The sequence below is a fragment of the Cellulomonas sp. P2_F12 genome (genome assembly GCF_056403775.1).
Window position 1 is genome coordinate 102666 of the sequence record NZ_JBFUEV010000001.1, and the last position, 23970, is coordinate 126635.

At 70.4% G+C, this 23970-nt stretch carries 20 protein-coding genes; 13 read left to right on the forward strand and 7 right to left on the reverse strand.

Going from position 1 to position 23970, the window contains the following annotated elements; genetic code table 11:
- Positions 1-241 precede the first annotated feature (241 nt).
- From AC1DWH_RS00500 to AC1DWH_RS00530, 7 genes are all read left to right on the forward strand, one after another.
- Complete coding sequence (locus AC1DWH_RS00500; RefSeq protein ID WP_456845290.1) at positions 242-586, forward strand: hypothetical protein; 345 nt, start codon at positions 242-244, stop codon at positions 584-586.
- A 50-nt stretch (positions 587-636) separates the two neighbouring features.
- Positions 637-1815 carry a sensor histidine kinase gene (locus tag AC1DWH_RS00505; protein WP_477092016.1) on the forward strand — a complete coding sequence of 393 codons (1179 nt, stop codon included), beginning with the start codon at positions 637-639 and terminating at the stop codon, positions 1813-1815.
- Positions 1812-2471 carry a response regulator gene (locus tag AC1DWH_RS00510; RefSeq protein WP_477092017.1) on the forward strand — a complete coding sequence of 220 codons (660 nt, stop codon included), beginning with the start codon at positions 1812-1814 and terminating at the stop codon, positions 2469-2471. The genes AC1DWH_RS00505 and AC1DWH_RS00510 overlap by 4 nt, the downstream gene beginning before the upstream one ends.
- Positions 2472-2656: 185 nt before the next feature.
- Positions 2657-3430 (forward strand): CPBP family intramembrane glutamic endopeptidase, encoded by a 774-nt coding sequence (locus AC1DWH_RS00515; protein WP_477092018.1) that lies wholly within the window; start codon positions 2657-2659, stop codon positions 3428-3430.
- A 158-nt stretch (positions 3431-3588) separates the two neighbouring features.
- Entirely contained in the window at positions 3589-3840 is a 252-nt protein-coding gene (locus tag AC1DWH_RS00520) for a DUF4242 domain-containing protein (protein WP_477092019.1), read from the forward strand.
- A 209-nt stretch (positions 3841-4049) separates the two neighbouring features.
- On the forward strand, positions 4050-4454 hold the full coding sequence (locus tag AC1DWH_RS00525) for a hypothetical protein (protein WP_477092020.1): 405 nt from the start codon (positions 4050-4052) through the stop codon (positions 4452-4454).
- 70 nt (positions 4455-4524) lie between these two features.
- The gene (locus AC1DWH_RS00530; RefSeq protein ID WP_477092021.1) at positions 4525-6372 is read left to right on the forward strand and encodes a BTAD domain-containing putative transcriptional regulator; all 1848 of its coding nucleotides are present in this window, start codon (positions 4525-4527) and stop codon (positions 6370-6372) included.
- Positions 6373-6537: 165 nt separating this feature from the next.
- On the opposite strand, the gene AC1DWH_RS00535 is transcribed toward AC1DWH_RS00530, so the two are convergent.
- The 3 genes from AC1DWH_RS00535 to AC1DWH_RS00545 are packed head-to-tail and all read right to left on the reverse strand — an operon-like array spanning position 6538 to position 8365.
- The gene (locus tag AC1DWH_RS00535) at positions 6538-7536 is read right to left on the reverse strand and encodes a hypothetical protein (protein WP_477092022.1); all 999 of its coding nucleotides are present in this window, start codon (positions 7534-7536) and stop codon (positions 6538-6540) included.
- Positions 7533-8198, reverse strand: coding sequence for a cytochrome b N-terminal domain-containing protein (locus AC1DWH_RS00540; protein ID WP_477092023.1), 666 nt, complete (start codon positions 8196-8198; stop codon positions 7533-7535). The genes AC1DWH_RS00535 and AC1DWH_RS00540 overlap by 4 nt, the downstream gene beginning before the upstream one ends.
- Positions 8195-8365: a hypothetical protein gene (locus AC1DWH_RS00545; protein ID WP_477092024.1), complete on the reverse strand. Its 171-nt coding sequence runs from the start codon at positions 8363-8365 to the stop codon at positions 8195-8197. Before AC1DWH_RS00545 ends, AC1DWH_RS00540 begins: the two co-directional genes overlap by 4 nt.
- 407 nt (positions 8366-8772) lie before the next feature.
- Between AC1DWH_RS00545 and AC1DWH_RS00550 the strand changes: the two genes are divergently transcribed.
- The gene (locus AC1DWH_RS00550; protein ID WP_477092025.1) at positions 8773-11781 is read left to right on the forward strand and encodes an alpha-mannosidase; all 3009 of its coding nucleotides are present in this window, start codon (positions 8773-8775) and stop codon (positions 11779-11781) included.
- A 372-nt stretch (positions 11782-12153) separates the two neighbouring features.
- On the opposite strand, the gene AC1DWH_RS00555 is transcribed toward AC1DWH_RS00550, so the two are convergent.
- Both AC1DWH_RS00555 and AC1DWH_RS00560 read right to left on the reverse strand, forming a co-directional pair.
- A complete protein-coding gene (locus AC1DWH_RS00555; protein ID WP_477092026.1) occupies positions 12154-13098 on the reverse strand; it encodes a DUF1254 domain-containing protein in 945 nt (314 codons plus the stop codon).
- A 541-nt stretch (positions 13099-13639) separates the two neighbouring features.
- Positions 13640-13987, reverse strand: a complete 348-nt coding sequence (locus AC1DWH_RS00560) for a CYTH domain-containing protein (RefSeq protein WP_477092027.1) — start codon at positions 13985-13987, stop codon at positions 13640-13642.
- A gap of 313 nt (positions 13988-14300) precedes the next feature.
- Between AC1DWH_RS00560 and AC1DWH_RS00565 the strand changes: the two genes are divergently transcribed.
- Both AC1DWH_RS00565 and AC1DWH_RS00570 read left to right on the forward strand, forming a co-directional pair.
- Positions 14301-15254 (forward strand): ANTAR domain-containing protein, encoded by a 954-nt coding sequence (locus AC1DWH_RS00565; RefSeq protein WP_477092028.1) that lies wholly within the window; start codon positions 14301-14303, stop codon positions 15252-15254.
- A gap of 429 nt (positions 15255-15683) precedes the next feature.
- The gene (locus AC1DWH_RS00570; protein ID WP_477092029.1) at positions 15684-17801 is read left to right on the forward strand and encodes a SpoIIE family protein phosphatase; all 2118 of its coding nucleotides are present in this window, start codon (positions 15684-15686) and stop codon (positions 17799-17801) included.
- 344 nt (positions 17802-18145) lie between these two features.
- Here the strand turns inward: AC1DWH_RS00570 and AC1DWH_RS00575 are convergent, their stop codons facing one another.
- Entirely contained in the window at positions 18146-18469 is a 324-nt protein-coding gene (locus AC1DWH_RS00575) for a hypothetical protein (protein ID WP_477092030.1), read from the reverse strand.
- Between the two features lie 224 nt (positions 18470-18693).
- Positions 18694-18972 (reverse strand): GlsB/YeaQ/YmgE family stress response membrane protein, encoded by a 279-nt coding sequence (locus AC1DWH_RS00580; RefSeq protein WP_477092031.1) that lies wholly within the window; start codon positions 18970-18972, stop codon positions 18694-18696.
- Positions 18973-19061: 89 nt separating this feature from the next.
- On the opposite strand from AC1DWH_RS00580, the gene AC1DWH_RS00585 reads away from it, so the two are divergent.
- The 3 genes from AC1DWH_RS00585 to AC1DWH_RS00595 all read left to right on the forward strand — a co-directional run bounded on the left by AC1DWH_RS00585 (position 19062) and on the right by AC1DWH_RS00595 (position 23782).
- On the forward strand, positions 19062-19727 hold the full coding sequence (locus AC1DWH_RS00585) for a response regulator transcription factor (protein ID WP_477092032.1): 666 nt from the start codon (positions 19062-19064) through the stop codon (positions 19725-19727).
- Between the two features lie 578 nt (positions 19728-20305).
- The gene (locus AC1DWH_RS00590; protein ID WP_477092033.1) at positions 20306-21916 is read left to right on the forward strand and encodes a hypothetical protein; all 1611 of its coding nucleotides are present in this window, start codon (positions 20306-20308) and stop codon (positions 21914-21916) included.
- Positions 21917-22501: 585 nt separating this feature from the next.
- On the forward strand, positions 22502-23782 hold the full coding sequence (locus tag AC1DWH_RS00595) for a DUF2254 domain-containing protein (protein WP_477092034.1): 1281 nt from the start codon (positions 22502-22504) through the stop codon (positions 23780-23782).
- Positions 23783-23970: the final 188 nt, after the last annotated feature.

Below are 23970 nucleotides of genomic sequence, written 5' to 3' on the forward strand. Positions count from 1 at the left end.
CTCTACCTTGATGTGCTAGGTATCGAACCCTAGCGGCTCTAGGTATGGCAACACGGCTCACCGTCGGATGGACGCAGGCAACGTGTTCGGCCGGATCGTCCTCACACCCGGATGACGACCTTGGCGGACTGACTCTCTCGGCCCTGTCGCCGGGGGACCGGCGGCTCTACGGTGGGGACGTCCGCACGGACGATGCGGCGGCACGCCGGGGCAGCCACCCGGCACTCGCACTGGAGTGGCGATGTCATCGACGACACCCGGGATGCGGGTCCAGGAATCCAGCCCGATCGCCCCACGCGCCGTTCGCACGATCCTCGTCGTCGTCCTTGCGGCGACACTCTTGCTCCTGGGGTGGGCCGTCCGCGACTCGCGGGCCAAGGCCGGCTACCAGGACGCCTTCGAGTCCGGAGGCGTCGCCGCGGTGGTCGAGCACGCCGCCGACCGGGGCGACCGTGCGACGCAGGTCCCGGGCGGGGTCCAGGCGCCGTACGGCTGCTACCTCGCCGACGGCGAGGTGTACCCGGGCCTCACGCTCGACCAGTGCCGCGACGAGGCCGCCGCGCACGTCGCGGGGGCGGTCGGCTGACCGGTCCGCCCGGGGCCGCGGCAGACGGTGGCCTGGGTATCGTGCCCCGCATGGGTCGACGAGCGTGGGCGGCGTGGCGGGCCCGTCCCGCGGGCGTCCGCGACGCGTGGGTGACCGGTGCGCTCGTCCTCGTCGCAGGCATCGTGCTCGCGCGCGGCCGCGGGGACGTGGACCCTGTCGTGGCGACCTTCGTCGTTCTCGGGACGGCATCGCTCGCGTGGCGGCGCACCGCCCCGCTCGTACCGCTGGCCGTCAGCGGGGTGGCCCTCGGGGTGACCACCGCGCTGAGCGGACCTGGGTCGGGCGCGCTCGCCGCGGTACTGATCGCCGTGTACAGCGCGGTCGCGTGGGATCGCCGTCTCGCGGGGACCGTGGCGGCCGCCGTCGACGTGGTGGTCGTCGCGGTCGTCGACGCCGTGCGCACGGGGGCCTGGTGGGGTGAGGACGTGGTGGTGTCGGCGATGCTCGTGGCGGTCGTGCTGGCAGCCGGTTTCGCGGTCGGCTCCCGGCGGTCCACGCTCGAGGCGGCGAGGGACCGGGTCGAGCGTGCCGAGCGCACCCGTGAGGCGGAGGCGGCCCGGCGGGTTGCCGAGGAGCGACTGAGGATCGCGCGGGAGCTGCACGACGTGCTTGGTCATCACGTCGCGGTGATCGGCGTCCAGGCAGGCGTGGCCGAGACGTTGCTGGTGAGTCGGCCGGAGGCTGCGCGCGCCGCGCTCGAGCACGTGCAGGAGGCGAGCGGGAACGTGTTGACGGAGCTCGCGGCGCTGGTCGAGGTCCTGCGTGAGCCGGGCGACGATCCTGCGACGTCGCCGACACCCGGGCTGGAAGGTCTCGACGGTCTGCTCGAGGAGGTGCGGTCCACCGGGCTGGTGGTCGACGTCGCGGCTCGCGGTGCACCCCGTCCGCTCGCGCCGGTCGTCGACCTGACCGCGTTCCGCGTGGTTCAGGAGGCGCTGACGAACGCACACAAGCACGGCGACGGCCGCGCCGAGCTGATCATGACGCACGCGGCGGACGCGCTGACGATCGAGGTCCTGAACGCGTTGGGACCGGAGGTGCCGGGAGGCGGTCGCGGGTACGGTCTCGCCGGGATGCGCGAGCGTGTCGTGTCCGTCGGGGGAACTCTCGACGCCGGCGCGGACGCGCGGACCTTCCGGGTGCGTGCGGTCCTGCCCGTGCTCGCAGTCGGTGCCGGAGACGAAGCGGCTGCGGGGACGCGCCGATGACGATCCGGGTGCTCGTCGCCGACGATCAGGAGCTCATCCGGGCCGGTTTCGCGGCCCTCGTCGGTGCGGCGGACGACATGGAGGTCGTCGGAGAGGCCGCGGACGGCGCCGAGGCTGTCGAGGCGGTGCGCCGGACCCGGCCGGACGTCGTGCTCATGGACATCCGGATGCCGGGCGTCGACGGGATCGCTGCGCTGGAGCAGATCGCATCGGACCCGGCGCTGGCAGCGGTCAAGGTGATCGTGCTGACGACGTTCGAGATGGATGAGTACGTCGTCGCGGCCTTGCGCGCCGGGGCCAGCGGATTCCTCGGCAAAGGGGTCCGGCCGGCGGCTCTGCTCGACGGCATCCGGACCGTGGTGGCGGGGGAGTCGTTGCTGTCGCCGAAGGCGACCCGCGCCCTCATCACGCAGGTGCTCGACGCCCCGGTCGGACCGGTCGTCGACGGCTCGGCGTTCGCCGCGCTGACGCCGCGCGAGCGTGAGGTCGTCGACCTCGTCGCGCACGGCCTGAGCAACGACGAGATCGCGGCGCGACTGTACCTGTCGCCGGTGACGGCCAAGACGCACGTGAACCGCGCGATGACCAAGGTGGGCGCGCGCGACCGGGCGCAGCTCGTCGTGCTCGCTTACCAGGCCGGGCTCGCCGCCGGCTGACGCTCACGGATCACCGGCGATGACGATCGTTGCTGCGCGTACTGCGATCGCAGTACGCGCAGGTGTCTGCGCCTGGACGACGCGGGCGACCCCCCTGGGAGGGCACCGTTGGTCACGTCGGAACCGGCAGGGTGACGACGAGCGGCAGGCCCTCCGGCGCCTGCATCCATCCCAGGAGCATCACCATGACCGCCGTGGTCACCCCGAGCACGTCACATCCCGCGAGCACCGTGACGGCACCGCCGGACTACCCCTTCTACAACGGTCTGCCGTCGCGCATCAGCGGTGCGGGCTGGGCAGCCATCCTGGCGGCCGTGGCGGCCGGCGTCGCAGCGGACATGTACCTGTCCGTCGGCGGTCCCGACTGGTTCTCGACGCTCGTGCGCGGCCTGGCGTTCGTCGCGATCCCGCTCGTCACGTTCGTCCTGGTCGCTCGCCCCGACTGGCGGGTGATCTTCCGCCGCGTAGGCCGCCGGGAGGTCAAGCTCTGGGTCGGGTTCGCCGCACTCAACGTCGTGATCACCTCGCTCGTCGGCGTCGTGCTCTCGCAGGTGATCGACATGCAGGCGAACCCGATGGGCGACATGCTCGCGCAGGTCAGCGGTGGCGAACGCGTCGCGACGTTCCTGTCGATGGTTCCGCAGCTGTTCGGTGAGGAGCTCTTCACCATCCTCGTCCTCCTCGCGACCATGACCCTGCTGTCCCGGGTCGTCCGGCTCCCTCGGCGGGCCGCGGTCATCGGCGCGACGCTCGTCGCGACGATCGCGTTCGCCGCGATCCACCTGCCCACCTACGGCGGCAACGTCCTGCAGTGCCTCGCCGTCATCGGCGTGGCCCGGGTGGTGCTGCTCATCCCCTTCATCAGGACGAAGAACATCTGGGCGTCGACCGGAGCGCACGTCCTCAACGACTGGACGCTCTTCGCCATCGGCCTCGCAACGGCGGCGGCTCTGGTGTAGAGCCCGTCGCGCAGCAGGTGGTTGCCCGCACCGGGCGGCCACCTTCGGCGTGCTCGAACCCACGCGTCGGGTCACACGCCCCGTCACACGGGTGCGCGGTCTCCTGGTGCCTCGAGCCCGACGACCGTCGTCGGGCCGAGCACCGGAAGGTACAGGCAATGGCACTGTTCATGGACGCCCACACCATCGAGGGCGGAGTCTCGGCAAGCGACGTCGCGGCCGCCCACCAGGCCGATCTGGCGACGCAGGACGCCTACGGCGTCAGCTACGTGCGGTACTGGGTCGACGAGGCGGCGGGCAAGATCTTCTGCCTCGTCGAGGCGCCGGACGCCGAGGCCGCCTCCACCGTGCACCGCGAGGCCCATGGCCTCGTCGCCGACGAGATCTACTCCGTCGCGGAGGGTGCCTGACCCAGCGGGTCGGCAGCGACGCGGCCTCGAGCTGCGTCGCTGCCAGACCACATCCATCACGCCGATTTCCATCTGCCGCGCCCAGATCGGGCGCACGGACTCGACAGAGAAGGTGCACCACCATGGATCCGATGGGCAAGGTGCTCGCGGGGGCGACGTCTGACCCGCGGTCACCCTCGCGGCCCGAGGGAGGGCACGAGGGACGCGCCGTGCGCCTGCGAGAGCGATCCGCGGCCGGCGCGCGCCGGCTGGACGGCCGTTCCCCGCAGCGCCCGGACGCCGGCGTCCCGAGGTGGGCGGGGGTGCCGTTCCGCTCATGCTCGGTCGAGCTGGCTGAGGTCCTCGACCAGGCCGCGCACCGCGTCGCCGAGCAGGGCACGTCGGCAGAACGCCGCCTGCTCGAGGCCATGTCGGGGGTGATAGCGCAGTCTGCGCCGGGTGTCGCCGCGGCACTGGGTGACCCGGACGGCACCGAGATCTCCCGCCTGCGCGCGTTCGGTCTCGCGCAGACCCACCTTCTGGAGGTGCTCGGCCCGCGCGAGCACGCGTGGCTGCTCGACCTCCTCGATGGCGAGGCCGGCGGGCTCGGGCGTCCGGCCGTCACGGCCGGATGACACGCCAACGACGTCACCGACCGACCGAGGCAGGGGCCTCGAGCACGGGTGTTGTGCAAGGCTGCTCGACGTGAGCGCGAGCGCGCAGGAGCCGGCGCGAACCCCGACCTCGACGCTGGTCGTCCAGCTGCTCGGACGGCCCCGCACCGACGTCGACGGCGCACCCGGATATCGCCTGCGCAGCCGCAAGAGCTGGGCGCTCCTGGCCTTCCTGCTGCTGGGCGAGAGGCCGCCCACGCGCACCCAGCTGGCCTCGCTGCTCTTCGCCGAGGCGGACCACCCCCTCGGGGCCTTGAGGTGGTGCCTGGCGGAGATCCGACGGGCGCTCGGCTCGGCGGTCGTCCTCGATGGCGACCCGGTGACGCTCGCGCTGCCCGTCGGTGCCACCGTCGACGTGGACGTGCTGGTCCGCGGTCACTGGAGCACCGCGGTCGAGCTCCCCGGCCTGGGGCAGGACCTCCTCGACGGACTCGTCATCCTGCATGCCGACGCGTTCGAGTCGTGGTTGCTCTCCGAACGCCGTCGGCTCGCGGCCGCCACGGAGTCGATCCTGCACGAGGCGGCGCTCGGGCACCTCGCTCGTGGCGACCTCGACCGCGCGCGCGACCTGGCCGTCCGGGCCGCTGTGCTGAGTCCTCTGGACGAGAACCACCAGGCGCTGCTGATCAGGCTCTATCGTCTGGCGGGCGAGGACGAGGCGGCCCGGCGCCAGTACGACGCCTGGGCGGCGGTGGCCGAGCGGGAGCTCGGCGCACCCCCCGGTGCTCCCGTGCTGCTCGCGATGCGGGAGGGCCCCAGGCCGCCAGGCGGTGTCGGGGGCGGCGTCTCGATCCAGGCGGTGACGGAGGCCGGCGTCGCGGCCGTCTCCGCGGGTGCCCTGGTGGCCGGTGTGTCGTCGTTCGAGAACGCCGTCGGCCTCGCCGACCGCGGCGGCGTCGACAGCGAGCGCATCTCGACACGACTGGTGCTTGCGGAGGCCCTCATCCACACGCTGGGCGGCCTCGACGAGGCGGGCCTGACCATCCTGACCGAGGCCGAGCGCATCGCCGTCGCCCACGGTGACCGCGAGGCCACGACCCGGGTCCAGGCCGAGGTGGGGTACGTCGACTTCCTCCGTGCACGGTACGACCGAGCCGAACGATCGCTGACCCAGGTGCTCGCCGAGGATGCGACGTCGCCCTCGGTCCGCGCGAAGGCGATGACCTACCTCGGGTCCGTGGCCAGCGACCGCGCGGAGTACCCACGCGCCGTCGCCCTGCTGCACGGCGCCGTCCGCGCCTCGCGCGAGGTGGATGAGCCCCGGCGCGAGGCCTTCGCCCTGTCGATGCTCGGCCGGGTCGGCCTGCTCCGGGGAGACCTGGCCGGAGCCACGGAGCTGCTTGCGGCCGCCGGCGATCTCGCCGAGCGTGACCACTGGCTCTCGTTCCTGCCCTGGCCGCAGGCCCTGCTGGGCCAGGCCTGGCTCTCGCTCGGCGACCTCGACGCCGCCGGCCGCGCGCTCGAGCAGTCGTTCGCGCGGGCATGCCAGATCGGCGACCCGTGCTGGGAGGGGATCTCGGCCCGTGGGCTGGCCCTGCTGGCCGAGGCTCACGGCGAGGTGGACCAGGCGTTCGCGGTGCTCCTGGACGCGCGAGCGCGCGCCAACCGCTTGGCCGACCCGTACGTCTGGCTCGACGTCCACATCCTCGACGCACTCTGCGAGATCGGACGACGTCACCGACACCCGCTGACCGCGTCGTGGGCGGACGCCATGCTCGACCGCGCATCGCGCACCGGCATGCGGGAGCTGACCGTGCGGGCCATGCTCCACGGGACCGCATCGGGCCTCCACGAGGATGCCGAGGCGGCCGCCCTGCTGGCTGACGACATCGACAGCTCGGTGCTCTCCGCGCTGGTCGCGGCGGCCGGCGGGCGCTGACAGCGCTGATCGCGGTGGCGGGTCGAGACGGCGAGCAGGTCGCCAGCTGGGCGCCGCCGTTCGTCTCGCCGCCACTACCGCGCCCCGTCGACGTGGGAATCGCGCCGCCCGCACGTGATCCACAGGCTGCCGGAGACCACGGCGACGCGATGCTCGGCGCTGGCGTCACGTCTCAGTGCGTGAGCGACCTCGTCCGTAGTAGTCGCGCCAGATCACTCGGTGGAGTCGAAGGACACGCGGGATGGAGCGCAGACCGGGAATGAACGGGAGGAAGGTCAGGACGAGCATGAGCACCGCGATGATGGCCAGGATGTAGATGTCGCCGTTCGCGGTGAGCGTCGCCGCGAACCCGCTGTCCGCTTCGCTGTTGAACGCGGGGAGCTGGTACCAGAAGGAGAAGGGGGCGAGCCACTGCTGGCCGGGGTAGTTCCCCGTCTCGTTCATCATTCCCCACTGGTTTCCCTGCAGGTGGTTCGCCGTGCCGGCGTCGTCCAGGTAGGAGCCGTCCCCGAGGAAGAGGATCTGCTTGGTGGTGTCGGTCGTGAAGAACTGGCCGGGCGCCGGCAGAACACCGTCGAGCGCGCCGGAGGCTGCCATGGCCAGGAGGCCTGAGGCGAGGGCGGGTACGGGCCCGTAGTCGCCACGCGCCACCTTCGACGCGTCGCCGTTCGCGCCTGCCGGGTCGTTGAGCGCGGTGTCGTACGCCGTCGCCCATGTCGACTGGTCGGCGGGCGTCGCCGTCGTCCACTGCTTCAGGGCGGTCGCGACGTCGGCAGGCTGCTGCTGGTGCTGCAACGGCTCGACCACGAAGTCCTCGGCCGGGTTCACCGGGATGTGGACCCCGACCGATTTCTGCAGCTCGAGCGGACCGAGGACCTGGCCGTCGCCGCCGTCGTTGTACGGCGGGCCGTAGGTGGCGCTGTCGGACGTACCGGCGAGCTCGGCGACGGTCACGGCGTAGAAGTTGCCCGGAGAGGTGCGCGCCCAGCCGCGGAAGGTGAGTGCGGGCTCGTCGGGCGAACCGAAGATCGCCGCGAGGATGACGACGAGAGCCGCGACCACCACGGTCGCGATGACGCCCTCCTTGAGGATGTCGTAGTGACGGACCGGCCCCGACCATGGTTCGCGCTCCAGCCGTCGCTGTGCCGCTGTGCCCGGCATCATGACCCGCCCCCGTCCGTCTCAGCGGCCTCGACCTCGGCCGCGTCGATCGGCGGCACGACCCCGCGGAGCCGCACGAGCAGGATGTGGACGACGACCAGCACCGTCAGCACCGCGGGCATCAGGAACACGTGGATGAGCAGGTTCTGGCCGAGGTTCGCCACGTTGAACCAGGCGCCGATCCCCGCGGCGTTGAGCCCGTCCTTCGCCTCGAACGCGATCCACTGCGAGTCGAAGTTGGTCTGGACGAGGTAGCCGGTGAGTGCCGCCCCGATGGAGGCCACCAACGCGATGACCCCGGTGATCCAGGTGAGTGCCCGGTGCCCGCGCCACGCCGCCATGAAGAACTTGCCCGCGAGGTGCACGCCCATGAAGAGGAAGAAGAGCTGGACCGACCAGAAGTGCAGGCTGTTGACGATCAAGCCGGTGCTCGACGTGTGGTACCAGCTCGGTCCCTCGAACGCCAGGACCGTCCCGGACAGGATGATCCCGCCGAACGCGGCGAGGGTCAGGACCCCGAAGACGTAGATCCACGAGGCCACATACGCCGGTTGCGTCTCCGGCAGGAGCTTGTCGTAGGGCAGCTCGTGCTCGAGAACGTTGCGCGCCCGCCCGATCCACGAGGACGGGAGCGGGACGGTCTCGGACGGCGTCGTGTCGTTCATCGCCGACGCCGTGAGTCTCCCCGGTCCCGCGGGAAGGGCAGGACCAGGGCGAGGACGAACAGCACGACCGTCACCGTGATGGCGACGAGGTTCGGCACCGAGACTGCGAACCAACCCCAGGTCACGTATCCGACCGAGTCGCCGGTGGCGACCGCAAAGGCCAGCATGTCGGTCCTCCTCGATGAGTCGGACAGCCCTCTCGACGCTATGGACGGCGGCCGACGAGGGCGACGAAAAGGGCATGCCTGCCCTGACCAGGGGCACGGACCGCTCGGGCCCGATCGCTTCGAGGCTCTGCCCGCTTCGGCGCCGCGTCTGAGAGTTCCGGGCTGACGACGGTGCTCACGTTCGTGGCCTCGCCCGCCAGATCGAATCCTTCCCCGCGTCCCAGGCTTGGCCCGGCCGAGTCGGACGAACAGGGCACAAGGTCCCGACCTCGGGCCGGCCCGGGCCGAGCGGGCCGTTCCGCGGCCTGCGCGTCAGTTCGCCTGTGGACGGTGGTCCTCCAGGTGCCAGTATTCGACCGGACCCGCGGCGACGGAGCACCGGTGTCCACGTAGGGAAAGAGGCGCACATGCACGGCAACCCCCTGCTCACCGAAGGCCGGATCGCCCGGTTCCTTGCCGAGAGGATCGTCCCCGCGATCTATCGCGAGCGGGTGGCGCTCGACCTCAGCGCCTGGTCCGCACCCGGTGAACCGGTGCCGTTCCGCGACGCGGTCGCGCAGACGTACGAGCCGGTCGCTCCGGGTCTCGCCTGGGGTGCTCCCTGGAGCACCACGTGGTTCCACGTCACCGGTTCGGTCCCGGACGAGTGGCCCGTCGCGGGCACGGCGGTGGAGCTCGTGGTCGACCTCGGCTTCACCGCCGAGAGTCCGGGCTTCCAGGCCGAGGGCCTGGTGTGGCGGACCGACGGCACGACGATCAAGGGCGTGTCGCCGTTCAACCAGGCGGTCCCGTGGCCCGAGGGCGGGTCGATCGACGTGTTCGTCGAGGCCGCGGGCAACCCGAACATCGCGAGCAACTTCGGCTTCGTCGCGACGCCGTACGGGGACCTCGCCACCGCGGGCACCGATCCGCAGTACGAGCTGACGTGCATCGACGTGGCGCTGCGGGACGTCACCGTGTGGGAGCTGTGGCAGGACCTGACGGCACTGATCGGGCTGATGACCGAGCTGCCGGCCGACTCCACGCGCGCCGCGCGCATCCGGTACGGGCTCGACGCCGTGATCGACGTGGTGGACCCGCACGACGTGGCCGGCACCGCCGCGGTGGCCCGTGCGGCGCTGCGACCGCTGCTCGACTCACCGGCCTCCGCCTCCGCGCACCACGCGATAGCGGTCGGCCATGCACACATCGACTCCGCCTGGCTCTGGCCGCTGCGCGAGACCGTCCGCAAGTGCGCCCGCACATTCTCGAACGTGCTGGCGCTCATGGACGCTGACCCAGACTTCGTGTTCGCATGCTCGTCGGCCCAGCAGTACGCGTGGATGAAGGAGTTCTACCCGGACATCTTCGACCGCATCCGCGACAAGGTCAGGGCCGGTCAGTTCGTGCCCGTCGGCGGCATGTGGGTCGAGTCCGACACCAACATGCCCGGCTCCGAGGCGATGGCCCGACAGATGGTGGCCGGCAAGCGGTTCTTCCTGGAGGAGCTCGGCGTCGAGACTCTGGAGGTCTGGCTGCCCGACTCCTTCGGGTACTCGGGCGCCCTGCCGCAGATCGTCCGCGCAGCCGGGTCCCGCTGGTTCGTGTCGCAGAAGCTCTCGTGGAACGACACGAACCGGATGCCGCACCACACGTTCACGTGGGAGGGCATCGACGGGTCGCGGGTGCTCACCCACTTTCCACCGGTCGACACCTACAACTCGGACCTCTCCGCCAAGGACCTCGTGCACACCGAGGCGAACTTCAACGAGAAGGGTGTTGCGGCGTCCTCGATCGTGCCCTTCGGCTGGGGCGACGGTGGCGGTGGCCCCACCCGGGAGATGATCGCCTCAGCACGCCGTTTCGAGAACCTCGAGGGTGCGCCGCGCGTCGAGCTGGGCAGCCCCACCACGTTCTTCGAGCGCGTGGAGACCCAGTTCACGCGTCCGCCGGTGTGGTCCGGGGAGATGTACCTGGAGTTCCACCGCGGCACCTACACGTCGCAGGCGCGCACCAAGCAGGGCAACCGGCGCACCGAGCACCTGCTGCGGGAGGCGGAGCTGTGGGCGGCTACGGCCGCTGTCCAGCGCGGGGCCGAGTATCCGTACGACGAGCTCGAGACCCTGTGGCACACCGCGCTCCTCCACCAGTTCCACGACATCCTGCCCGGCAGCTCGATCGCCTGGGTGCACCGTCAGGCAGAGGAGACGTACGCACGGCTGGCCCGGGAGCTGGAGGCTCTGCTCGCCGTGTCGACGGCTGTCGTGGTCGGCGTGGGCGAGACGCCGCTGCTGCTCAATGCCGGGCCACACGCCCGCGACGGTGTGCCGCCGCTCAGTGCGGCGCCCGTGACTGCGCCGTCTGGCGACCCGGTCCGGGTGATGCCCGGCGACGAGGGCACGTTCCGCGTCCGCAACGGGCTGATCGACGTGCACCTCACATCGGGCGGGCAGATCGAGTCGCTGGTCGACCTCGTCGCCGACCGAGAGGTCATCCCCACGGGAGCGCTCGCCAACCTGCTCCAGCTGCATCGGGACACGCCGGCCAAGTGGGACGCGTGGGACATCGACACGGAGTATCGCCGGGTGGGGACCGACCTGCTCGGCGCGGACAGCATCGAGGTGGTGACAGAGTCGTCCGATCTCGTCGTCGTCCGCACGACGAGGGTGTTCGGCTCCTCCCGCGTCGTCCAGGACCTGACGTTCCGGCGTGGGAGCGCGGCGGTCGAGATCGTCACGGACATCGAGTGGCGCGAACGGCAGAAGCTGCTCAAGCTGGCGTTCCCGCTCGACGTCCACGCCGACCGGTCCGCCGCCGAGACCCAGTTCGGCCACGTGTTCCGGCCCACACACACCAACACGTCGTGGGACGCCGCCCGGTTCGAGATCTGTGCGCACCGCTGGCTGCACGTGGGCGAGGCCGGCTACGGCGTCTCGATCGCCAACGACGCCACGTACGGGCACGACGTCACGCGTCGGGAGGGTGGCGGGACGACGGTCCGCCTGTCACTCCTGCGCGCGCCGCTGTTCCCCGACCCCGAGGCGGACCAGGGGCACCACCGGCTGACGACGGTGCTCCATCCCGGTGCGCGCGTCGCGGACGCGATCGAGGACGGCTACCGCACCAACTTGCCCGCTCGCGTGGTCCGGGGTGCCAGGCCGGCGCAGCCACTGGTCGTCGTGGACAACCCGGCGATCGTGGTGGAGGCCGTCAAGCTGGCCGAGGACCGCAGCGGCGACGTGATCGTGCGGTTGTACGAGTCCCTGGGCGGCCAGGCTGCCGGGACGCTCACGCCGACCTTCGCCGTGACCGGCGTCCGGGCCGTCGACCTGCTGGAACGGGACGTCGATGCGCCCGGAGTCACCCCGACCGAGAGAGCGGTACAGCTCGCGCTGCGGCCCTTCCAGCTCGTCACCTTGCGCCTGCCACGGGACTGAGGGGATCCCGGCGGGCCGCGAGGAGGATGTGCCGCGGCGGGTCTTTCAGCCGGCTGGTTCCCCAGCGATCCGGACGCCACGAGGACCGGACCTGCGCATGGGGAGCGCAGAAGGATGTGCCCCGAGTGGGATTCGAACCCCACCAGACGGCCGATTCGGAGACGGCGGCGGCTCCGAGTCGCTCTGAGCTGCACCTCCTTTGGACGGCGTTGGTGCTCGTTGGTCCCGATTGGTTGACGTTGTCCCCGCGGGGGACAGGTGCTCATTGCCCTCTTCCCAGCAGGTGTGCGTCGCCACCGGCAAGACGCGGCAACCCAGATCACCAGTCGGGGACACGCTGGAACCCGTGCGGCCCGGGGCTCGAGCTCCGTTTCAGCACCGCTGCGTGGTCAGGCTCGGGAACGTCCAGGACCCGTCGACCACCTCGGCATGTGGCTGGTAGAGGCGCACGGCGTAGTTCCAGCCGGGCATGATGCCGATCGTGTTCGGCGCGTCGCCGTCGCCGAACCGCACAGTGATGGTGCCGTCGTCGTTGCGGTCCGCGGTCACGCTGTTGATGCTGACCCGTCCCGCGCCGTGGGACTCGAAGTAGCCCGCTTGGTTGTAGACCGAGATCGACCAGAACGCATCGACCGGGACGTCGCCGACGTCCAGGCTGTACTCCCCGACCGGCAACCCCGGGTCGACCATCAGGTAGAAGGCCTCGCTCTCGGGCAGCCCGCCCCACCCGCTGGCGGTGCCGATCAGGTGACGGACCGGGTCGACGTCCTCGCGCCGGCCGAACATCTTCCAGGTCCCGCCAACGTTACGGTTCAGGACCAGCAGAGCCTCGCGGGTTTCATCGAAGCTGGCGCGGTCGCACTCCGGCGAGACGAACGCCCGCGCCGACCTGGCGTCCAGTGCGAACTGGTCCTGCAACGCGTTGACCGTCGCGACGTCGTCCGGGTCGTTCGGGTTCACCAGGATGCGGACCGCGAGCAGGACGTAGTCGGTGTCGAACTCCTCGATCATCAGCTCGTACACGCCAGCATCGTGGAACACCCGGTTGATGAAGTGGTCCTCGTTGACGACCATCACCGACAGGTACCGGCCCGCGGAGTCCGGGACCGTCAGCGTGGCGCCGGCCGAGATGTCCACGACCGCCAAGGAGTACAAGGTGTCGCGGTTCTGCCGGATCACCGGCTGAGCGTCGAGCGGGGCGGGTTCCCGGTGGTGGAACAGGCTGTTCACCCCACCCGCCTGGTGCTGGAGCGCCACGAACATGCGGTCGGTCTCGGCGCGGACGAAGTTGTCGATGTTCACGGTCTCGGAGGCCACTCGTACATCGTGTCGCAGGTAGGACGCCCATGCACGAGTCGTGGCATCGGGCGAGGGTCGCTCGGTTTGGCGCACGCGAGTGAGCCGATGTTCCTATGGTCGTGCACCTCGGGGTGCGTCGCGTGCCTGCGGCCCAGACGAAGGCGACGGCCGGAGCGGTCACGATGCGAAGACTCCCGGTTGGAGGCAGGTGTGCGGGGTTGGCAGCAAGACGCGAGCTGGTGGGGGAGGACACCGCCGGACGCCCCCGAATCGATGCTGGTTGGCGCACACAGTTGGCGTACGCGGAGTCGGCCAAACGTGCCAGGCTTCACCGTCGTCGCGGTCTGCGGGCCGCCCACCAGCTCGATCTCTATCTCTCGCCAGGAGGGCAGGGTGACGGGTGCACCGACGTCCCACCGTGGCGCTCGTCGAGCGGTGACCCGGTCGTCTGCGAGCTCCAGCAGGACCTGTCCGGTCGCGTCGACAAGTCGACGTTCCGTTCGTCGGATGTCGATCGATGCCACCGGTACCAGCGGCCGACCGCGCGTCCGGGAGAACGTCATGGCAACGAGATCTTCGGGGACCGAGTCGCCTCCTCGACGAGACCGACTCGTACCTCCCTACGGGACCCCTTGGACACCGGGACCTTCAGGTGCCAGCCCGCGTCGTCGCCGCCGGTGCGTCGGCGCAGAGTCGTCTCACCGGCCAACAGGTCGAGCTCGGCTGTGTCGTAGTACGTCGCGCTGAGCCGGTGCTCGACCGCTTCGCCCTCTGCCCAGGGAGTCCCGCCGTCCGCGGGGGCATCCTTCGTGCCGCGCGCCGTCTCGAACAGCGCGACGAGGCTCGGCACGTCGAACGCACTGTCCGCCTCGTACTTCGACTCGACCTCGCCGTGAACTGTCGGCATCTCTCAGCTCTGTCTGGCCGACGGTGGTTGTGCAGCGTCTAGCTGTTGGCGGCGAGTGTCTCGAGGTAGGCGTTGACGCGATGCCGATGCGGGTCGCGCGACAGGCGGTCAACCTTCAGTACGGCATTCCGTGCGTGGCGGTTCAGCGGGTGCAGACGGCCTCAGGTCGGCCTAGTCTTTCGGCACACAAACCGCATGGTCGGTTCGGTCACTGGCCGACCTGGCGGATCGCCACAGGTTCAGTGTCGAGCCTGCCGCGGCGACCCGCCCACGTGTGAACGTGCCGGAGGACCTTGTGACTACCTCGACGACGATGAGTGTCGGCCAGTTCGGCTTCTGCTTGAGTGCACCTCGATGGTCCTGGTCGGACGGGATGTTCGCGCTGCACGGGATGTCTCCCGGCGACGTCGTACCCACGCGGGCCTTGTTCGTGAGCCACGTCCATCCTGAGGATCGGTGCGGCGTCGAGGCCGCGCTCGACGGCACCTTGACCGCCGGCGAGCCGGCCGTGTGTGCATACCGCCTGATCGACCTCACCGGTGAGATGAAGGAAGTCCTGCTCGCCCTGAGCCCGGTCGATGAGGCGGGAACGGTGCGGGGGTTCCTCATCAATGACACCGAACGGGTCCGTCAAGCGGTCGCGCACGGGGTGAACGCCGAGCTTCAGCTCGCGCTGGAATCGCACGCCGCCATCGACCAGGCCAAGGGCGCGCTCATGGCTGTCTACGGCGTCGACAGCGAAGGTGCGTTTCAGCTGCTGCGGTGGGCCTCTCAGCAGCGCAACGTCCGGCTTCGTGCGCTGGCCGAGAGGCTGATCACAGCCCTGCAGTCCGCCGGCGGTCTCGGCACCCAGGTGCGAGCGCTGGTGGACGAGACGTTCCTGGCCGTCCTTGACGATGCCCCGCTCCCGTGCTCCGGGGGTCGGTCCGTGAGTCTGTCGTTCGACACCCACGCGGACGTCCCGACGCTGCGCGTCACGGGCCGTGTCGATCTGGCGACCGTGGGCGAGCTGACCGCCGCATTGAACAAGCTCATGCTCGCAGGGGATCGCGACGGCGTGGTGGTCGACGTCCAAGGCCTCGACGGCGTCGGGAGCGTCGCGCGATTCGCACTAGCGGCCGCCAAACGTCGTAGCGCCGCTCACCGCGTGCCCATGCATCTCGTCGTCGGCGCCCACTCCGTCGGAGAAACCCTGGCGGGCGGATGGATCGCTACGCGTGATCCGCGTGGCGCTCGCGCGACCGCGGGCAGCCACAGGAGCCGATAGTTCGGGACCGGATGCGATCGGGTCACCCGCGACCGACAGTGGTCTGGGGGTCAAGGGGTCGCGGGTTCAAATCCTGCGAGCCCGAGAGTGAAAGCGCAGGTCAGGGGCTTCTAGGGTCTCCTAGTAAGCCCCTGACCTTCTCTCTTGGCTCGGCGGGAAACACATCGGGAAGCATCTCGCCGCGGACGCAGGTGCACGTCCGCGTTCGTGGATGAGCGACGTGCTCGTCTGTGGCGGGCTTCTTGACAGCCGTGGCGGCGACGGGCGGACGCACTTCGAGCGCGCGGAGGACGCGCCGGCGGTCGAGCCGACCGACTGACGAACCTGGCCGTCACGCCCGACGCTCACCCGCTGCCGCGAGGTCGTGTCCACGCCGGGAAAGGGCCGAGCCCGTATCGTGCTGATCCCAGCACCCCGAGAGGCAGGCCGATGACGGACGTCGACGCCGGAGACCTGCCTCCCCTCGCGCCCGTGGATCCCGAGGCTGCGCTGGCCGCGCTCGCGGTGCGGTACGAGGCGGACCGCATGCGCTGGCAGCTCGCCGTCAGCGCCGGGGGGGTCGGGAGCTTCGACTGGGACCTCGTCTCGGGGCGGCTCGACTGGGACGATCAGCTGCTCGAGATCTTCGGCATCGCCCGGGAGGACTTCGGGGCCACGATCGAGGCGTTCAACGCCGCGCTGGACCCCGATGACCTGCCGCGTGTGAGCGAGGCGCTCCAGGCCGCGATCGCCGCGTGCTCGCAGTACGTCGCCGAGTATCGCGTGATTCGGGGTGACGGCTCTGTGCGGTGGGTCAAGGCGCGGGGCATGGCGCTGGCCGGTCCGGACGGGATGGCCGTCCGGCTCATGGGGGCCGCGTATGACACCACTGCCGAGCGGGATGCCGAGGCGCGGGTCGACCGCATCCTCGAGACGATGCCGGATGCCTTCTTCCTGCTCGACGACGAGTGGCGGTTCACCTACGTCAACGCCGCTGCGGAGCACCTGCTCGGCAGTACGAGGGATGCGCTGCTGTCCGTCGTCGTCTGGGAGGCGTACCCGCAGTGGCTCGGCACCGACGTGGAGCGCGAGTGCCGCGAGGCCGTTGCGGTCGCGGCGCCGCGGCTCTTCGAGGCGTTCGTCGCTGAGCCGGTCGACCGTTGGTGCGAGGTGCGGGCGTGGCCGGGCCCGGACGGCCTGTCGGTCTACCTCGACGACATCTCGGAGCGTCGTCGCGCGCAGGACGAGGTGCGCACGGCACGCGCCGCGGCGGAGGACTCCGCCCGGCGGCTCGGCCTGCTCGCCCAGGTGAGTGATGACCTGAGCTCGACGCTCGAGACGGAGGAGGCGGTCCGCCGCCTGGCGGCCCACCTCGTGCCGACGTTCGGCACATGGTGCCTCGTGACGATGAGCGAGGACCACCGCCAGCTGCGCGACATCGCCGCTTGGCACACCGACCCGGCGATGCGTGACACGGTGAACACGTACGCGGCCCTGCGCATCGACGCGCTCGCACCGGACGCGTACCTGTTCCGCACGATGCGCACGGGCGAGCCGATCGTCATCCGCAATGCGACCGAGTCGATCAGCAGCGTGCTGTCGGGCCGCGCCCGCGACGTGCTGCGCGAGCTCGCGCCCGGCACCGCGTACGCAATCCCCATGCGCGCGCGTGAACGGACGGTCGGTGCGATTACCGTGTTCCTCGACGAGGGGCAGCCCGGGCTGACGCCGCAGGACGTCGCACTCCTGGTGCAGCTGGCGGACCGGGCGGGCATGGCCTTGGACAACGCGCGTCTCTTCGGGCGTCAGCGTGAGATCGCGGTCGCGCTGCAGCGCTTGCTGCTCTCCTCACCGACGCCGTCCGAGGACCTGCACGTCGTCGTGCGCTACGTCGCGACGGCGGAGGCGGCGCAGGTGGGCGGCGACTGGTACGACGCGTTCACCCAGCCGTCGGGCCAGACGGTCGTCGTCATCGGGGACGTGATGGGGCATGACACGCCCGCGGCCGCCGCGATGAGCCAGCTGCGCACCCTGCTGCGCGGCATCGCGCACACCGGCGGCGGTACGCCCGCGCAGGTGCTCACGTCGCTCGAGGACGCCGCCCGCGCGCTGGGCATCGACACGTTGGCGACAGCCGTCGTCCTGCGGCTCGAGGAGGCCGACGACCGGGTCGACGACGCCATGACGCTGCGCTGGACGAACGCCGGCCACCTGCCGCCGCTGCTGATCGCGCCCGACGGCACGGTGACGGAGCTCGCCGCCCCCGCCGAGCTCGTCCTGGGTCTGCGCCCCGCGACGCCGCGCACCGACCACGTCGTGCGTGTGCCCCGCGGCTCGACGGTGCTGCTCTACACCGACGGCCTCGTCGAGCGCCGGGGCGAGCACCTGCGCGTCGGTCTGGACCGCCTCGTCGCCCGGGTCGCCGAGCTCACGCGTGACGACGGGGCGGGCCGCGCCGGGAGCGACCTGGACGGCCTCGTCGACGAGATCCTGCGGCGGCTGGTCCCCGAGAGCGAGGCGGACGACGACGTCGCGGTCCTTGCCGTCTACCTCCAGCCCCGGAGCTGACGGGGCCGGCGGCCGCATTTGCGGACGCGTTCCGCCAGGTGCGACCGGCGCGAGCCGTGCGATGAACGGAGGCCATCCATTTGACTCTCGCTCCGAGCGCCACGAGTGGCTCAGGGCCGGAGACGTCGCCCGATCGGCGAGCCGGCTTCTGCCGCCGCCGCCCGCTGGAACGGTGACGACGGCGTAGACCGAGATGAACCCCAGGAACAGCACCGACGTGGCAGAGGAGACGCAGACCGGCATGGGGGCCCAGCCGGATGATGGCCAGCTAGCCCGTGGGCGGCGCGCATCACTCGGACGACGCCCTCAGGCATCCGCTTGCGTCGATGTCCCACCACAGTCCGTCACCCATTGCTCGCTCCGTTGGTGGTGACCGCGTGGATCTCCTCCACCTTCTCCAGCACGTCCGACACGTTGGCGTCGTCGTTCTGGATGACCTCGATACGAGATGCTTGCCACGCTGCTAGGTGACCGGCCACGTTGGCGTAGATGGACACCAGGGCCAGGTAGAGGATCGACGCCTGCTTCCAGGCGTCCGGTGCCCAGATGTAGACCGCGATCACGGGTGGGAAGTTCAGCAGCCAGAAGATTGTGAGCCAGCCGTTGATCTTCCTCATGAAGACCGGGTCCTCCTGGATGGAGGCCCAGAGGGTCTGTGCCACGCTCATGGCGTCTCCTTGTCATCATCGCAGAGCCATGACCTCTGGCTTCTGTGTGTCGTGCTGTCCGCGGCCAAGGCTCCAGGCGCAGGTCCGCGATCGTCGGCTTCACTGACAGGAAGATGGCAGCGCCGGACGGCGGCGGCGCGGCGGGCGCCGGGCTCTTCACCCGTCCGGGCGACCACGGAGGACCGCGGGACGGGTCGTGGGGAGGGGAACCCGCGGTCGGTGGGTCAGTTGGTGATCGAGCGGCGGCCGCCCACGCGGATCCAGATCAGCAGCACGATGATGGCGCCGATGATCGACCCGATGATCCCGGCGGGCTGCAGGAAGCCGTCGGCCGCGTCGCTGCCGAAGAACAGGTAGCCGAGGAACCCGCCGACGAACGACCCGATGATGCCGATGACGATCGTCATGGCGATGGACAGGTTCTGACGGCCCGGGACGATGAGGCGCGCGAGCAGGCCCGCGATGAGCCCGACAATGATCACGGTGATGATGAGTCCCAACACGGTGAAACCTCCTGTGGGGCGAGTGGTACCTCGACTTCACCACCCCTAGGGCGGGTGTGCTACACCCCTAGGGGGGTCTACCGTGGGGCATGCCCGCATCCCAGCAGCCCGTCACGGTCGCTCTCGTCGACGACTACGACGTGGTGGTGATGGGCGTCGCCAAGATCCTCGACGAGTACCGCGACCGGGTCGTCGTGGCGGAGATCGACACCAACGAGCCGGTCAGCGAGGCCGTCGACATCGTGCTCTACGACGCCTTCGCGCAGCCGGAGTCGGACCACGAGCAGATCGGTGAGCTGGTCCGGAACCCGAGCGCGCGCAAGGTGGTCGTGTTCACCTGGAACTTCCACCCCGACCTCGTCGCCAGCGCCCGCGAGCAGGGCGTCCGCGGGTACCTGTCCAAGGCCCTGCCGGCCCGCGACTTCGTCGCCGCCCTCGAAGCGGTCCACGCCGGCGAGGTCGTGGTCAGCGAGGTCCCGGGCCGCGTCCGACCCGCGAACGGTCTCGACTGGCCGGGCCGCGGCGAGGGCCTCACCGACCGGGAGTCGGAGATCCTCGCGCTGATCACCCAGGGCCTGAGCAACGCCGACGTCGCCGCCCACACCTACCTCAGCCCGAACACCGTGAAGTCCTACATCCGCTCGGTCTACCGGAAGATCGGCGCGGAGAGCAGGACGCAGGCCGTGCTGTGGGGTGTCAACCACGGCTTCGTCCCCGACCACCGGCGGATCGACCACTGGCGCGGCAGCCCGTAGAGAGCCAGGGCGTTGAGCAGCGAGTCGTTGATCGGCGACGTGCCGTGACCACAACACCGCCCCGCCGGCGACGACCTGCGTCGTGGGAGGCGTGACGCCCTGCCATCGTCGAAGGAATAAGCCGACTCGGGTTTCCCGGAGAATGCCGCCCGAGCCGGCGGGCCGCTCTGTGGCCGCGCAGCGCACTCGGAGGCCAGGTCGACATGGTCGTCGACATCGCTCTCGATCTGCTCGCGAGCCAGTCGGTCGAAGTCTGACCTCTCGCACGCGCCGACTGCGGGTGTACGGCCGGGCTAGCAGAAGGACTCCCTTGTGAAGCGACAAGTCCGGACGTAGCGTCCTCTTTGCCGCGACATCGTCCATCTGGTCAATCGCTGGCCCGTCAATGCAGACGTGGAGGTCCCCCCGTGACGAGAACTCTGTCGGCCAGACGACCACGACGAGGGGCAGCGCTGCTGCTTGCCTCCGTCGCTCTCGCAGTCGGACTCGGCGGTCTGGCCCAACCGGCCGCGCACGCCGCGTCCGCACCGCCAGGAGGACTGAACGAGACCCGTCCCTACGAGCCCGGCGAGGAGGGGATGGTCGGGGTCGACGCCCACTCCCGGTCCAACTCGCCCTCGCGGGTGCCGTCGAGCCACGTGCCGCGGCCCGCGACACTCGCTGTCGCGGCCAACCCCGTCGCCAAGGCCTTCGAGGGCCTGAACATGTTGGACCAGCGCACGGCCAACAACGGGAACCAGTTTTCTCTCGAGCCACCCGACCAGGGACTGTGTGTCGGCGCGAGTCAGGTCATCGAGGGCGTCAACACCGTCTTCTCGATCCACGACAAGACGAGCGGGGCACGAACGGCGCCGATGTCGTACGACCTGTTCTTCAACGGCGTCGCGGAGATCGACCGCACTCCTGGCGCGACCAACCCGTATGGCCCGTTCGTGTCCGACCCGAAGTGCTATTGGGATCCTGAGCTGAACCGGTTCTACATGACCGTCCTGGAGCTCGGCACCGACTCGGCGACGGGTGACTTCACCGGCGCGAGCTATGTCGACATCGCCGTGAGCAGGACGGCGACGCCGTCGCCCAGCTCCAGTGACTGGTACCTCTACAAGCTCGACGTCGCGAATTCCGGCGGCGGCGACACGACCACCGGGTCCTCAGGCGCGAACCTCGCCTCGCACCCCGGCTGTCCCTGTCTCGGGGACCAGCCGCTGATCGGCGCCGACCGCAACGGGTTCTTCATCAGCACCAACGAGTTCTCGATCGAGGGGCCGGAGTTCAACGGCGCGCAGGTGTACGCCTTCGACAAGGCCGCGCTCGCCGCCGGCACCCTGAAGGTGCAGCGGATCGAGAGCCCTGCCACTCCGCTGGCGGAAGGCATCGCGTACAGCATCCAGCCGGCCACCTCGCCGGCCGCTTCCGAGTGGTCCAGCGAGGCCAGCGGCACTGAGTACGCCTTGTCGGCGCTGGACTTCACGGCCAAGCTCGACAACCGGATCGCGTCGTGGGCGTTCACGAACACCGCGTCGCTGACGACCACCAACCCGGATGTCCGGGTGTCCAGCACAGTGCTTGCCAGCGAGGTGTACGGGCAGCCGCCGGCGGTCCAGCAGAAGCCCGGGCCCTACCCGCTCGGTGCGAGCCTCAAGGACAAGCTCAACCTGCTCGACTCCAACGACGACCGCATGCAGCAGGTCGTCTACAGCGGTGGGCGGACCTGGAGCGGCCTGAATACGGTGGTCAAGACGGAGAACGGGCCGACCACCACCGGCATCGCCTACTTCGTGGTGCGTCCGTCGCCGACCTCGGCGACGATCACCTCGCAGGGCTACGTCGCGGTGAACCGCAGCTCGGTGATGTTCCCGTCGATCGGTGTCACCACCGGGGCCACCCGGGCCGCGATGGTGTTCACCCTGGCGGGGTCGGGTTACTTCCCGTCCACCGCGTACGTATCGCTGACCTCGACCGGCACTGTGACCGGCCCGGTCACGGTGTACGGCGCAGGCACCAGGCCGGCCGACGGCTTCAGCGGCTACCCGCAGTACGGGGGAAGCGGGGTCGAGCGGTGGGGCGACTACTCCGCCGCGGTCGCCGGTCCGGAGGGCAAGATCTGGATGGCGGCGGAGTACATCCCCGGCACCTTCGGCTACCCACCCTTCCTCGCCAACTGGGGAACAGCGATCGGCAGCATCTGAGCGCACCGGATGGCTCGGCACCATAGGCCGGCGACCGCACCCCAGGCCGGAGTGCGGTCGCCGACTGGCAACCGCGAGCGGACAAGTCCCGGTGATGGCACGAAGCCAGTAGGCGAAGCGTGCGTGTGTTGCGGGGGCTGAGCAGATTCGGCGTCGCGGAGATCGACGCCTGGTGCTCGCGGTGGCGGTTGCTGGGCGTCGGTCGGTGCGTCGGTGGGGGTGCCCGCCGTGGGCAACCATGGTGCGAACCAGAGGTGTGGCGTCAGAGATAGCCGGTGGTTGGGTTCGCGCTCTTCGGGGGAGAGCGCGTGGGCGCCTTCGTCCCCGGGGTGCGGAGTCGCGTGCGAACCCCCACCATGGGTCCACGACGTCATGCAGTGCGCGCCGAGCGTGGGCAAAGGCGCCCTAGGCCCGGGAATTCCTGGCTCGTAGACCGGCTGACGCAGTGGTCCAGGCGCCGGCGTCGCAGCGATGGCGATAACGCAGGCCGACCGGGTCGATGCCTCGTCGAGGCCGCACACCGGCTGTGCCCACGCGACCTCCGGCATCGCGTGCGCTGCTCGCCCTTCCGAAACGGGGACCGGTATGTGGCTCTACAAGACGTGGCTGAGCGTGCGGAACAGCCTGTGGCTCGTGCCCGTCGTGTTCGTTCTCGGAGGCGTCGCGCTGGCGCTGGTCACCATCACCATCGACCGACACTTCGACTACTCGCTGATCCCCACGGCGATCGTCGGCGGCCCGGAGGCGGCGATCGCGATCCTGTCGACGGTCGCGGCCTCGATGGTGAGCATGGCCGCCCTCGTGCTGACCATCACGATGGTCGTGGTGCAGCTCGCGATGGGCCAGTTCTCCCCTCGCATCGTCCAACGGCTGCTGCGCGACAAGCCGAGCCAGAGCGCTATCGGATTGTTCGTGGCCACGTTCGCGTTCGCGATCGTCGCCCTGCACGAGGTCACGTCGAACGGGGACGGCACGGGCAACGTGCCGGGCACCGCGGTCCTGACGGCCTTCGTCCTGGTGATCATCAGCATCGCGGTGCTGATCATCTACGTGCACCACATCGGGCAGTCGCTGCGCGTCTCCAGCCTCATCGAGCTCGTCGGCAAGCAGACCCGCAAGCTGCTGGACGAGGTCTACGCCGACCCCGGTGACGAACCCGAGGAGGACGGTCGACGGCTCCTGCGAGCGCCCCGGTCCGGAGTGGTCACCGTGATCGGCTACCAGCACCTCGTGGAGGAAGCCACGAGGTCCGACTGCGTCCTGGAGCTGCTGCCGGCGCTCGGCGAGTTCGTCCCGGCCGGTGCGCCCCTGTTCCAGGTCCACGGCGAACCGGTCGACCTGGACGAGCGCAAAGTCGACGAGGCCGTGGTGCTGGGCCTCGAGCGCACGCTGGACAAGGACGCGGCGTACGGGTTGCGGCTCCTGGTGGACATCGCCCAGCGCTCGCTCGCGGACTCTCCGCTGCAGGACCCGACCACCGCTGTCCAGGCCATCGACCGTCTCCACGACTGCCTCCGACAGATCGCCCGGCGCCCCCTGTCGGACGGGCTCTACCGAGACAGCGCGGGCACCGTTCGACTGAGAGAGCCGGTGATGGACTGGGACGCGTACGTCCATCTCGCCTTCGACGAGATCCGCATCGCCGGCGCGGCGTCACCCCAGGTGTCCCGCCGTCTCACCGCGGCCCTGCGCGACCTGGCCCAGGTCGCCACGCCGGACCGCATCCCGGTCCTCGAGCGACAGCTCGACCTCCTTGACGAAACCGTCCGCGAGTCGGTGCCACGTCAGAGGGATCTCGATGTCGCACTCGGGGCGGACCGCCAAGGCATCGGGGTCGCGGCCGGCGACGGAGAGCGCCGCCGATAGCAGCGCACACGCCCCGGACTGTGCGCGACGATCGGTCGCGCGCAGGAGGCGGGTGACGAACGCGTGCTCATGCCCAACCGTCTGGCCGATGCCACGAGTCCTGCCCTCCTGCAGCACGCCGCCAATCCCAGTCGACTGGCGCGAGCGGGGGAGTGCCGCGTTCGAGGAGGCGGTGGCGAGCGACGTGC